This window comes from Pontibacter sp. FD36 (genome assembly GCF_015686655.1).
Taxonomy (GTDB): domain Bacteria; phylum Bacteroidota; class Bacteroidia; order Cytophagales; family Hymenobacteraceae; genus Pontibacter.
The window spans coordinates 134,058-147,819 of record NZ_JADPMP010000011.1; the positions used below are offsets into that span (position 1 = coordinate 134,058).

The 13,762-nt window shown below is 48.1% G+C and carries 7 protein-coding genes; 1 reads left to right on the forward strand and 6 read right to left on the reverse strand.

The window, feature by feature from the left end; genetic code table 11:
* Nucleotides 1-62 precede the first annotated feature (62 nt).
* Nucleotides 63-1,367 (reverse strand): methionine adenosyltransferase, encoded by a 1,305-nt coding sequence (metK, locus tag I0P70_RS16430; RefSeq protein WP_196120060.1) that lies wholly within the window; start codon nucleotides 1,365-1,367, stop codon nucleotides 63-65.
* 310 nt (nucleotides 1,368-1,677) lie between these two features.
* Between metK and I0P70_RS16435 the strand changes: the two genes are divergently transcribed.
* A complete protein-coding gene (locus I0P70_RS16435; RefSeq protein ID WP_196120063.1) occupies nucleotides 1,678-2,496 on the forward strand; it encodes a phosphatase PAP2 family protein in 819 nt (272 codons plus the stop codon).
* A gap of 221 nt (nucleotides 2,497-2,717) precedes the next feature.
* Here I0P70_RS16435 and I0P70_RS16440 read toward each other — a convergent pair whose 3' ends face one another.
* The 5 genes from I0P70_RS16440 to I0P70_RS16460 all read right to left on the reverse strand — a co-directional run bounded on the left by I0P70_RS16440 (nucleotide 2,718) and on the right by I0P70_RS16460 (nucleotide 13,740).
* A complete protein-coding gene (locus tag I0P70_RS16440; protein ID WP_196120065.1) occupies nucleotides 2,718-4,217 on the reverse strand; it encodes a RagB/SusD family nutrient uptake outer membrane protein in 1,500 nt (499 codons plus the stop codon).
* A 22-nt stretch (nucleotides 4,218-4,239) separates the two neighbouring features.
* Nucleotides 4,240-7,308: a TonB-dependent receptor gene (locus tag I0P70_RS16445; protein WP_196120233.1), complete on the reverse strand. Its 3,069-nt coding sequence runs from the start codon at nucleotides 7,306-7,308 to the stop codon at nucleotides 4,240-4,242.
* Nucleotides 7,309-7,964: 656 nt separating this feature from the next.
* The gene (locus I0P70_RS16450) at nucleotides 7,965-10,367 is read right to left on the reverse strand and encodes a prolyl oligopeptidase family serine peptidase (protein ID WP_196120067.1); all 2,403 of its coding nucleotides are present in this window, start codon (nucleotides 10,365-10,367) and stop codon (nucleotides 7,965-7,967) included.
* Nucleotides 10,368-10,474: 107 nt separating this feature from the next.
* A complete protein-coding gene (locus I0P70_RS16455) occupies nucleotides 10,475-12,151 on the reverse strand; it encodes an amidase (RefSeq protein WP_196120069.1) in 1,677 nt (558 codons plus the stop codon).
* 143 nt (nucleotides 12,152-12,294) lie between these two features.
* A complete protein-coding gene (locus I0P70_RS16460; RefSeq protein ID WP_196120071.1) occupies nucleotides 12,295-13,740 on the reverse strand; it encodes a RagB/SusD family nutrient uptake outer membrane protein in 1,446 nt (481 codons plus the stop codon).
* Between the last annotated feature and the right edge of the window lie 22 nt (nucleotides 13,741-13,762).

A 13,762-nucleotide genomic window follows, 5' to 3' on the forward strand; every position in this document is an offset into this window, starting at 1 on the left:
GTATAAAATAAAAGGCCTGCTGATCGCTCAGCAGGCCTTTTATTTTATCAGGATAAGGCTGGTTACAAACCGAACTCTTCCTTGATCTTATCTACATAATCGAGTTTTTCCCATGTGAATGTATCAAACTCTTTTACTTCCTTCTGGCCGTTCACTAAAACCTCTACCGTTTTCTTACCCGGTGTTCTACCCATATGGCCATAGGCGGCTGTCTCTGAGAAGATTGGGTTCTGCAAACCGAAACGTTGAATAATCGCGTAAGGGCGCATATCGAACAGCTTGTTCACCTTTTCAGCGATCTCACCGTCACTCATCACGTTACCGCTGGCGTCTTTTACTTTGGTAGAGCCATAAGTAGTTACATACAGACCAACCGGCTTGGCAACGCCGATGGCGTAAGCAACCTGCACCAGGGCCTGATCCGCTACACCCGCAGCCACCAGGTTTTTGGCGATATGGCGTGCCGCATAGGCAGCAGAGCGGTCTACCTTGGAAGAATCCTTGCCAGAGAAAGCACCACCACCGTGTGCACCTTTGCCACCATAGGTGTCAACGATGATCTTACGGCCAGTCAGGCCAGTGTCGCCGTGTGGGCCACCGATCACAAACTTGCCGGTTGGGTTAATGTGGTAAGTGATCTCGTTGTTGAAAAGCTTCTGAATGCGTTCTGGCAATTGCTTCAGTACGCGCGGAATCAGAATACTGTCTACATCAGCCTTAATCTGAGCTACCATCTGCTTTTCAGCAGCCAGCTTGGCTTCATTGCTGTCCGTTTCCGGAAGCACAAACTCATCGTGCTGCGTTGAGATCACGATCGTATCGATCTTCTCAGGCACGTGGTTGTCACTGTAACGAATAGTCACCTGCGACTTGGCATCAGGGCGCAGGTAAGTCATCTCCTTGCCTTCTTTGCGGATGGCAGACAACTCCTCCAGCAGTAGGTGTGAAATACTCAGCGCCAAAGGCATGTAGTTGTCCGTTTCGCTTGTGGCATAACCGAACATCATGCCCTGGTCACCAGCACCCTGATCTTCTGGGTTTGTGCGCTCTACTCCCTGGTTGATATCTGGAGACTGTTCGTGTATAGCCGAAATAACACCACAGGCGTCGGCATCGAACATATATTCTGATTTGGTATAGCCGATTCGCTTAATAACATTACGGGCGACCTTCTGCACATCTACGTATGCTTCGGTTTTTACTTCGCCGCTCAGCACAACAAGGCCTGTCGTTACCAGCGTCTCGCAAGCCACTTTAGACTGTGGGTCCTGCTTCAAAAATTCATCTAGGAGGGCATCAGAAATCTGATCCGCTACTTTATCCGGGTGTCCTTCTGATACAGACTCGGAGGTGAACAAATATGGCATTTCAATAGTGGGTTTAGGTACAAAGTATAAACCAACTGCCGGCAACGACAGCGATTGCAAAGCTACGCCAATTCCGCCACAATAAAAACGATCATTTACACAAGATATACTTGCATTTGGAATCTAACGGAGCTGCGAAACATTCTTCTTAAGAAATTGTATCTAACATATAAAAAGTATTTTATCCATTACAGTGTCTGCAAGAAGGCAAAATATAGTCACAAGGCACAGCAACTTAAAAATAGCTATAGAAAACCTTTTATATATAGCCTCGTTTCAATCATTAAAATTGCACATTTAAGACTCAACGATGAAAAAGTATATTCTAATGATATGGTGCCTGGCCATGACAGCACAAGTCAGCCTGGCTCAAAATAACTCTCCTTATAAAACTAAATTTACAGTAGACGCCCCTATAACGGCTGCTGGTATGGGCCTCAGCTATTACGGCCTCACCCGCATGCAGGACAAGGAAGGACTGACAGAGCAACAAATCGCTAACCTGAACAGAAACCAAGTAAACAGCTTCGATCGCTTTTCAGTTGGCTATGATTCTGAGCAGGCAAAGAAAATAAGTGACTTCCCTTTTTACGGTTCATTCGCGCTTCCTTTTTTCCTGGCTTTTGATGACGATGTACGCAGCAATGCCGGTCAGGTGTTTGGACTCTACGTGCAGACTATGGCTGTAACAGGTGCGATCTTTACCATGACAAGTGCCTTTGCCCCCCGTACACGCCCCCTGGTGTATAGCCCGGATGTAGAGATGGGTGAAAAAATGCGAGCGAATGCCCGCAACTCATTTTATGCCGGTCATACCACTGCGGCTGCGGCGGCATCCTTTTTCTTTGCCAAAGTATTCCATGATTTCAACCCAGACTCTCCTGCCCGTACTTACGTGTGGCTGGGCGCAGCCACTGTGCCTGCCGCAGTAGGCTACCTGCGCCTGCGAGCCGGTAAGCACTTTCTGAGTGACAACTTGCTGGGCTACGCTGTGGGAGCCGCTGTTGGAGTGGTGGTACCACAACTGCACAAGAAGTCTAATACCAGCGGTTTTTCGCTCAGCCCAACCATTATTCCGACCTTTACCGGCACTGCCTCGCAGGGTGCCAACCTGAGCTATACCTTTTAAACTGTGGCATAAAGATTCTCTTCGAGACCCGGTAATATGCCACTGCAGCAGGCTACCTGCGTATGCAAACCGAGGAGCAGTTACTGAGTGATCCGAGGATCGGCAATAGCCTAAGAGCAGGTATAGGTAAACTGTTGCCGCAACTGAACACGAAGCAAAACACCTGAAATAAAAAAGGCTGCCCCACTTGGGGCAGCCTTTCCTTTGATCAAGAGCAAGAACTATGGGTTCTGCTCAGCATTAGGGTTTGCATCCATCTCGCCTTGCGGGAGCTGGTGGATAAACAGATCAGAGTTGGCAGGAGTTACACCTAGCACAGCGGTGTGGTTACCCTCACGTACCAGTGGCTTCTGCAGACGCTTGATATCAAACAAGCCAAAGCCTTCGCCGTACAGCTCTTTTCTTCTCTCTACAGAGATCTCTTCCAGGAGCGCATCACCGATAGCCAGCGTAGGCAGCACAACAGTACCTGCCTCATAACGCTGCTGACGCAGCTCAAGCAGTAACAACTGCGCTTCCACCGGATTGTTCAGTCTTGCCTGCGCCTCTGCTTCGATCAAAAGCATTTCTGCAGAACGCATCAATGGAATGTGTCCACCCAGGTTAGCCAGGTCTTTGAACTTCGTGATCGTGAAGCGGTCGTAGCTCCAGATCTTCTCACCTTTGCTGTTAAGCGTAAAGGCTTCTGTATCTTCCTGGAATTCGCGACGTGCGTCATTCTCATCAAACAGCTCTACGAATCTGTCGTTTGCACGGAAGTTGTTATAACCTCTGCGAACGTACTCGCGGCTTCCGTCTTCCAGCACCTTGTAACGGCCATCAATGAAAGAATGGAATGATGCGTAGGCGTTGTTCTGGTCAGCAGACTGCGGTAAGCCCCAGATCCACTCTGCGTTGCCATAGTTGTTGAAACCAGCCTGATATTCCGTAGGCGTCATCAGCGGATAGCCAGTGCGTGCCTTACGAGCAAACTCAGTTGCTTTATCCCACTGGCCCATCTCCAGGTATACCCTGGCCAGCATACCCTGCGCCACATTCTTGTTGATGCGGCTCTTGCTTGGTCTTGCGCTGGTCAACGCTTGCTCAGCCTCAGTCAGATCAGTCACTATCTGGCTGTATACCTGCTCGAGCGTTGCTCTTTCCTTACCTTGAGTTGATGGCGTGGTAGGCTCCAGCATCAGTGGAACAGCCGGTGCATTTTTATCCTTCAGGTAAGTGTGCTGATACACACGCGCCAGGTTGAAGTACGAAAATGCTCTGATCACCTTTGCCTCAGCCTCAAATCTTGCTTTCTCCTGCTCAGTGGCATCGCCCAGGTTTTTAGCATTGGCAATGATGCTGTTCGCGTTCGTGATCAGGTTGTAGGAGTGGCCCCAAAGAATACGGGTACCACGGTAAGTAACCAGCTTGTTATCAAGCTCATACTGGTATACATACCAGTTGGTATTGGCCATTACATCCTGTCCCATCACATCGAAGGTCAGCATCAGCGACGGCACACCGTAGCTGTCGTGGCTTACGGCTCCCTGGTTTACCGGTGCCTGGCGCATCAAACGGATGATACCTGTCAGCGCAGCTTCCATACCTTCTTTGGTAGTGTTTACCTGTTCAGCAGGCACACTGTTAGAAGGCACAGCCTCCAGGAAATCTTTCTCGCATGCAGTTAAACTCAGTGTGGCTCCAAGAATAGCTGCAACAAACTTTATATTCTTAATCTTCATTTTTCTCTACTAAAATAAGTTCTTACAGAGTTGCACGCACCCCTACCGATACAGTTTTCTGTGTTGGGAAGCGGCTGTTTGTGATACCATCGATGCTTTGCTCTGGATCCAGGCCTGGCGTTTTGAACAACGTCCACAGGTTGTCACCCTGTACAAAGATTCTGGCATTCTTCAGGCCAACTTTATCCTGCAGGTTCTGAGGTAGTGTATAGCCCAGCGTCACGTTACGCAGACGCAGGTAGGAAGCATCTACCAGGAATCTGGATGAGTTAGCGTTCGTGTTCAGCGCCTGTGCAGTTCCTAATCTTGGCACATCTGTGTTCGTGTTCTCAGGTGTCCATCTGTTCATGATGTCTGTGTGCCAGTTGGTTCCGCGTCTGTCACCACCGTGCATCAGGTTGCTGTAGTCTGTGTTCAGTATCTCACCACCAACGCTGTAAGTGAAGAACACGCTCAGGTCGAAGTTTCTGTAAGCAAAGTTATTTGTCACACCACCTGTCAGATCTGGCAGCGCAGTGCCCACATAGTAGCGGCTTGCTTCGTTGTAGTTAGATGTAGTTACTTTATCAACCACATTACCTTCAGCATCTTTTACGTCTTTGTACCACATGCTCAGACCAGTGTTTGGATCAACACCAGCAAAATCCTGGATAAAGAAGTCGTAGATAGAACGGCCTACTTTCAGCTGCTTTGTACCCATCAGGATAGTTTCCTGTGGCAGCTCTGTCAGCTCGTTTCTATTGTGTGCAGCGTTGATGTTAGCAGACCATGTGAAGTCTCCTTTGTCGATCAATCTGGCATCCACATTCAGTTCCACACCTCTGTTACGCATGGCTCCCAGGTTGTCAAACACTGACGTGAAACCAGTTGAAGGAGACAGCGGCTTGTTGAACAACAGGTCCTTGGAAGTTCTGCTGTAGTAGTCGAAGGAAACATCCAGTCTGTCGAAGATTGTCGCGTCGATACCTACGTTAAAGGCAGCCTGCTTTTCCCATGAAAGCACACGGTTCTCAAGTTTGTCCAGGATGATACCAGGAGCACCCAGGTCACTGTAGCCTGAGGTATACAGGCCTCTGTAAGCGTAGTAGTCTACACCGCCACCAGAAGTCAACAGACCTTCGTTACCGGAAGTACCGTAGCTGGCACGAATCTTAGCATCGTTTACCCATGGCAGTGCGCTCATGAAATCTTCCTGCGTAATTCTGTATGAACCACCGATAGAGAAGAAGTTACCCCAACGGTTGTCTGCATGGAAACGGGAAGAACCGTCACGACGGAAAGAGCCAGACAGGTAGTACTTGTCCATGAAGTTGTAGTTAACCTGACCCAGGTAGCTCATCAGCGAGCGTCTGTCAGACTGGCTGCTCAAATCAGTGATAGTCGAAGCATTGTCCAACTCAGTATAGCCAGGCAGTGCCAGGAAGTTGGTTTTCTGACCATACATGTAGTCGTACTTGTAATTGAATGCCTCAAAACCACCCAAGGCGTCGATCTGGTGCTGACCAAATGCTTTGCTGTAGCTCAAGATGTGGTTGATGGTGTACTCTACGAAAGAGCTTCTCCACTGCGTACCACGACCGCCTACACCGGCACCGTCACCAAAGTTCGGGTTGTAGAACGTGAAGTCCTTGGTGTTGTCGCCTGTCAGCGCAAAAGTAGTTTTGTATTTCAGGTCAAGCGGAAGGGTAACTTCACCGAAGGTATTCAGGCTCCAGGTAAGCACATTGCGCTTCAGCATGTCCAGTTCTGTTGTACCTACCGGGTTGCTGTTGCCACCGTAAGGACGGGTTGCGTTGAAGTCGAACTCAGATGGGTTGTTGATAAATGTACCATCAGCACTTCTTCTTCTGTAGATTGGGTACACAGATCCAATGTTTCTACCCCATGATACCACGTTTCTGAAAGAGGTACCGCTGGAAGTAGGGGCATTCTGGTCTGTATTAGCGATCAGGGCATTTACGCCAAACTTGATCTTGTCGGTAACCTGTGAGCTTACGCGCAGACGTGAGGTATAACGCTTAAAGCCGGATGTGATGAAAGCACCTTCCTGATTCAGGTAATTACCAGAGAAGTAGTAGTTGGTTTTGTCGCTACCACCCTGGATACCGAAATCGTACTCCTGACGGGTAGCCTTTCTGTAAAGGGCATCTCTCCAGTCGTCTTCCCAGGCAGGGGTAAGTCCAGCTTTCAGTCTACCGTCAAGGCCTACTGGCTCTGCATCGTTGTATGGGTTGTACTGCTGGCCATTTGCTGACCCGCCTGCGATCTGGCTTACTACTGACTTGGTTGCATACTCCTCTGGAGAAGCAAACTTGCCTTGCCACAGAGTTTTGTTCGCATTTGCATCATTGCGCAGTGCTTCCCAGGTCAGTTCATAGAACTGTTGCGGATTAACTGTTTCATAATCTTTTACAGCAAAGTCAGAGATACCATAAGTAGCGCCGAAGGTGATAGTTGGCTTCTTAGGTGCGTTACCGCCTTTTGTAGTGATTACCACTACACCGTTGGCGGCACGTGAACCGTAAAGAGCAGCAGCACTTGCATCTTTCAGTACTGTCATCGACTCGATGTCGTTCGGGTTAATGGCATTCAGGTCACCAGAGTAAGGTGCGCCATCCACTACGTAAAGCGGAGTAGAAGAAGAGGCAACTGAACCGATACCGCGGATACGGATCTGACCGGTAGAACCTGGCTGACCGCTGTTCTGCACAACCTGTACACCTGGGGTTAAACCACCCAGCGCTTTGGTCACGTCGTTCACCTGCAGTTTCTCAATCGATTCTGACTTGATAGCGGAAGCGGAACCCGTAAATGATTTCTGATCCGCAGTACCGTAGGCAACTACCATTACTTCAGACAGTGTTTTGCTGTCTTCCTGTAGCTGTACATTGATTGTAGTGCGACCAGTCGTGCTAATTTCCTGCTTAACATAACCCAAGTAGGAAACTATCAGGGTAGCATCGTCTCCGTTCACGTTCACGGTGAAGTCACCTTCCACTCCTGTGTACGTTCCTACGGTAGTACCTTTCACTGCCACACCTACACCTGGTAGTGGTTGTCCTGTCCCAGCATCGGTTACCCGACCTGAGATGGTTCGGCTTTGCGCCTACGCCTAGCTCACCAGGGCGAACAACATTACCAAGCCCATAAATAGAACTTTTCTCATAAAGCAAGGTCAGGTAAATTGGTAAAATTGTGTTTGATCAAACACCTAAAGTTACAACATCAAACACTTAATGTAAACTGACATCCAAAAAAACATGCTTCTATCTTCACCAAACAACTTTTTTACCAGATTAACTCATCTACAAATAATGTAATCACCTAATATCAAATAATATATAGAAAGCCTATACAAGTATTGTTTAAATATAAATTTTCCAACTCAAATTTACTTTATTACATTTAAGCAAGATCCACCTGCACTTTTACCTTCATCTTTAAATTGGGAAAACGGCCGAAAACCTATCGTATACCTACAATTAGCCCAAAAACCAATTGGATATTTCTTACCTCTGCCATTTTTTACTGCCTTTTTGGGATGCCTGCAGCATAGGAAACAGTTATTGAAACCGGCTATTTTTTCCCTCCACCCTGACATACTTTGAGGACATAATTCGCTTTCTATGAGAAAAGACTCTGTGTAAAGTCACGGTAGTTGCGCAGGCGGGAAAGCAGATCAGACGCCATAAAAAAAGCGTGAAGCACTTTCGCACTTCACGCTTTAGATCAATTGAAACAATCAGTTTACTTTTTCAGATTCTCTTCGAAGAGTTTGTAGATACGCTTGTATTCGTCAGTCCAGCTGGCTGGCTCCGTAAAGCCGTGGTCTTCTACCGGATACACAGCCAGTTCCCAATTGTCCTTGCCCAACTCGATCAGGCGCTGGGTCAGGCGTACCACGTCCTGGAAATGTACGTTGGTATCCACCATGCCGTGGCAAATCAGGAGCGCACCCTTCAGGCCTTCCGCGTAGTAGATTGGCGAGCTTTTGGCATAAGCCAGGCTATCGAGCTGCGGTACGTTCAGAATGTTGGAGGTATAGCCGTGGTTGTAGTGAGCCCAGTCTGTAACTGAACGCAAGGCCGCACCAGCTGCAAATACATCCGGCTCCGTGAACATGGCCATCAGCGTGATGAATCCGCCATAAGAACCTCCATAAATACCGATGCGCTTCGGATCTACGTTATACTTGTCTGCAAGCAGCTTGGCACCATCTACGTGGTCGCTCAGGTCTTTGCCACCCATAAACTGATAGATGCCGGTGCGTACGTCACGGCCGTAACCGGCGCTGCCGCGATAATCAATGTCCAGTACGGTATAGCCGTTGTCGGCCAGGAAGTTGTGGAACATGTACTCTCTGAAATAAGAGCTCCACCACTTGTGCGCATTCTGCAGATAGCCGGCGCCGTGTACAAAGATCACAGCTGGTCCATTGGCCACTGCCTTCTCCGGACGATACAAGCGGGCATACACGTCTTCTCCGTCACTCGCCTTAAAGCTGATTACTTCCGGTTCACGCCAATTGTAAGACTTAAACTCATCAGTAAGCGATGATGTCACCTGACGTGGCTTCGCTCCTTTTTTGTTATCCTGCACATACAGCTCCCATGGCTTGTTGCTGTAAGAGTAGCGTATGGCCATTGTCTTCTCATCCGGTGACAGGGTCACCTCGTGTGCGCCTGTTCCAGAGGTCAGCTGGGTCATCTCCCCGCCATTAATCGGCATTCTATAGAAATGCTTCTCGCCTGGGTGTACTTTGTTTGCCGTGAAATACCAGCTCTTCTTGTCTTTGGAGATTTGAGGACCAGACACTTCAAACTTACCACTTGTGAGTGCTTTCTTGCTGCCATTGTTCAGGTTCACCGCATAGAGGTGTGAGTAACCGCTTTCTTCTGACTGGAACCACACATGCTCATTGTCTGGCATGAAACCGATATCACCGGTGCCGTAGCCTATACCTGGTCCATTGATCCAGGCTTCGTCGCGCTGCCGGTCGAGTGTGCTCAGTTTGCCAGTGGCAGGATCTACTTTCAGTATCCAACGGTCTTTGTTGTCGGCTGCGCGCGCTACCATCACGGCATGCTTTCCATTGTCTGACCAGATAGGGCCGAACATAGTCACAGCGCGTGCTTCTGGTTTAGCAGTTTTGGTAGCTGGCTCTTTAGCGGTGCTTGCTTTTGTATCGCGATCGCGGATATAAGCAGGCTGATCATTTATACCTTCAATGCTGCCTACCTGCAGCGCATAGGTCGTGTCGCGGCTGATGTCATACACAAACGACTCAAAGGTTGCTTGCGCATCTCCTACTTTGGTGCGGGTGTTGATATCCTCGGTATACCCTGATGAAGTCACGAAATCTGGCACGATAGCGACCTTGGCATTTTTAGGTCTTGTAGCTGTGCGGTAGCTGATGTAGCGCTCGTCCGGACTCAGCACGATGTTATCAACCGACTTATCACCGATGTAAATTTCTTTCGGGCGGGCCGGGCTATCGGCTTTCTGCTGCTTTTTGGCGGCTTCCTTGTCTGCTTCACGCTCGCGCACGATCTGTAGCAAAGCTAGCTGCTGCTCTTTCAGCCACTCACGCTGTGGATTCTTGCCCTCTTCTCCTGGCTTGCTGCCTTTTTTGAAGTCGGTCAGCTGCGCCAGCTGGCCATTGGAAATTGTCCACAGGTATAAGTTGCCATCTTTCACAAATGCTACCTTTTTCTCGTCGTGACTGAACGATGGGCTATTTTCTCGCTCTACAGTATTGGTGATCTGCTGCGTTTTGCCACTTTTGACATCGAGCAAATAGATGTCACCGTTCTTCTCGTATACCTTCTGCGTTTTGGCTCTGTTATAGCGTGCATTCCAGGTTGCTGGCAGGGCACGGCGTTCCTGCGGGCTTACCTTCTGCAGGTTGCCGCCGTTTGCTGACACACTGTAAAGTGAGTCTTTGCGGTTAGCATCAGGGTTCCAGCTGAAGTAGATCTTCTTGCCATCCTCTGACCAGAACACATTGCTGGGCGAGGTGCCGATCCAGGTTGGATCACGCATGATCTTCTCCACACTCAGCTTGCTGCTGTTTTCCTGCGCCTGCACAGCGGTACCACCAGCCAGTACAAGCCAGGACATCAGGAGGAGGGCTTTCTTCTTAAGAAGCATAATAGATATTGTGTTTTAGATTAGGTTGTAGTTAAAGATAAAATTAAGCTTTAAAACTCAAACTTGCCAAACAGAGCATCCTCTTCTTAACGGAGAGGAGTTATACCTTACTTACTGCTGCTAAGCGCCATTGGCGGATGTTGCTCGTCAAAGTTTGTCAGGTCCTGGTATAGCTTAGCCAGAGCCAGCACCTTGGCTTCGCCATACAGCTTTCCCATAAAGGTGATCGTGGTAGGCATCCCGTTCTTCTGGAAACCATTGGGCAGCACCACACATGGATGACCGCTCAGGTTTGTCATCACCAGGTTACTGCCTGCATAAGATGGACTCAGGTACACATCTATACCTTTCAGTTTCTCGTGCATCTGCTGTATGATGAGTGAGCGTACTCGCTGGGCCTGCAGATACTCCACGGCGGTAACAAAGCGTCCAGCCCTGAAGATATTTGGCCAAGCGTTCTTATGCTGCTGCACCATCATACTGTCACGGCCGCTTCGCGTCAGTTCATCGAAAGCGGCTGCTCCTTCCACCGAGATCGTCATGGTCAGGTCACGCGCTGGCAGATTTGGCAGTTCAATTGGCACGAGCTCTATACCTTCTTTTCGGAGTGCCTCCAGTGTGGCTTTATCATTCTCCTTGAAAGGATAGTCCCGTTCGAAGTCTTTCTGCAGATAGCCTACCCGCAGCTTACGCACATCAATGTTCTTATTGTAGTTGAAAGGAGCGTCCACAATGGTCAGGTCTTTTCCGTCCGGGCCATGAATGGCATTGAACACAATGGCGCAGTCTTCAGCGGAGCGGGCGATTGGTCCAATCTTATCCATAGACCAGCTCAGCGCCATGGCTCCATGTCGGCTCACACGGCCAAAGGTAGGACGCAGTCCTGTGGTACCGCAGGCAGTGGAAGGTGACACGATGGAGCCAAGGGTCTCTGTTCCGATCGCAAAAGGCAGTAAACCCGCGGCCACTGCTGCAGCTGATCCGGCTGAGGAGCCGCTTGAACCTTTGTTTAAATCCCAGGGTGACCGTGTTTTACCTCCATACCATACATCACCCATTGCCAGTTCGCCTAATGTCAGTTTAGCTACCAACACAGCTCCAGCATGCTCGAGCCGCTCCACAACAGTAGCGTCCAGGTCAATCTGCTGGTCTTTGTAAGGAACAGAGCCCCATGTGGTCTTGTACCTCTTTGTAGCCAGCAGGTCTTTCACACCATAAGGTATACCGTGGAGCATGCCTCTGTACTTTCCGGCCTTTATCTCCTGGTCTGCGCGTCTGGCTTGCTCCAGTGCCAGCTCCTCTGTCAGGCTGGTCACACATTGCAAGGTAGGCCCGTGCTGCTTCAACCGATCCAGGTAGAATCTGGTGAGTTCCTCTGAGCTGATCTGCCGTGTACGTACCAATTCAGCCAGTTGCGGTACCGAGTAAAAAGCGAGGTCCTCTCTGTTTGCTGGCAGTTTTATACCTTTCCGGCGCTCTACTTCAAACTTCTCCCGCTTCTGCTCAAATTCAAACCCCACAGGTATAGGATTAAATTGTAAAGCAGGCGCTACATCGTTTGACAAGGGTTGTTCTCTGATGCGCTGGTAGCTGCTCCTGAACTCAGCGACGTTTGCTGTAGCGGAATCCAGTTGCGCATCCGTAAACTTCAGCCCAATCATTTGCTGTGCATTCCGAAGCACATCCACGGTGATCTTATCATCAGCCAGTTTTGAGATAAAGGCACCTGACAGGAAGCAGACTCCATATAAGCATAACTTGTAATGAAATGTTTTATAAGCCATATTATGCATCGTATTTTGATTAGTTTAAAAGTTATTAAAGCAGTTGAGATTTTTCTTAGTACTGATATACTAATATTTTTTACTATTTCAACAAAAAAGGCCGTCTTTTCAGACGGCCTTTTTTGTTGAAATAGTAAAAAATATTAGTAACCAGGATTCGGTACTAATGATGGATTAATGTCTAGCTCTCTTTGAGGAATTGGAAGAATTGTTAAATCTCCACCAAATACAGCTTTGCTGGCGCCTTCCCCATTTGTTTTAAGAGGTTTTTTATATCTAAGTAGGTCCATTCGGCGTAGGCCTTCGAATGCTAACTCCTTACGTCTTTCATCAAGTATCGCCTCAACCAAGCCATTCAAATTAGAAAATGATTCAACTGTATAAGGCGCTAATCCAGCTCTAACTCTTAATCTGTTAAGTAGTTGTATTGATTCAGATGCACCTGACACCGTTGTTGCCTGCTTCGCTATTGCCTCAGCTAAAGTAAGAACTACCTCTGTAGTACGAATAATAGGAGCGTTATCTGCATTATTTACTGCATCAGGGTATTTAGTAGTGAATGTGTAGGTACCACCATCAGCACCTACTCCTACGGAGCTTAGCGATGAAAGACGTTTATCACCAGTTTCGTATGATGCTAAAAATTCCGGCGAAAAAGCAGCATCACCTCTGCCACCGTTTGCAGCAGGTCGGTAATATGATGCGAGTCCACCACTTCCTGTACGACCGTTGTCAATAGCAGAGTTCTGAATTGTAAACACATCCTCAGAAGTATTCGCATTATAGAAAGAGTAGTCTGTAGCCAAGTTGTAAGAACCGTTATTTAAGACAGTTCTTGCATTTTGCTCTGCTTGGGACCAGTTCTCTCTATATAAATATAGTCTGGATAGCAGGGCTTGAGCAGCTCCAACTGTTGCTCTGCCGCGTGCCTCCGAAGGATCACCAAAATCAGCAGCATTTTTAAGGGCTGGAATGGCCTCCTGCAGATCTTTCTCGATCTGAGCATGAACTTGGTTTAGGGTAGCTCTTTCAGGATAAGTAATTTCACCTGAGAAAGCATCTAACACTAATGGTACTGACAGATTATCCCCTCCACTGAACTGGTAGGGCTGAGAAAAGAAATTGGACATCTGAAAATAAAGCAACGCTCTTATAAACTTCGCTTCAGCAACTACTTGAGCTTTTTCAGCATCTGTGAAACCTTGGTCCACAACAGTTGGCACCTTCGCAATAACATTATTAGCTCTTGTAATCGCTCTGTAGTGAACTTGCCATAGTGCTTGTATACTGGAATTTGCACCTACAATGTTAAAGTTTTGGATTTCTTGTAAAGTAGGGAAAGATCCAATAAACTGAACGTTATCTGCGTGGAAGTCTCCAATGATATGAGACAATCCTCCAAAGATTTCGTAGTTCTGAGTTGTACTATATACACCAAACAAAGAACTCATGGCGGCAGCCTCGTTCTTGAAAGCAGATTCCTCTGTTAAGTCCTGCTCAGGCCTTAATTCATTAAGTTTATCCTCGCAAGCGAAAAGCCCTAATGCCAAGGAAAACCCTAATGCTTTTAATATATGTTTCTTATTCATTTCTATTAGAATTTAAGCGTTA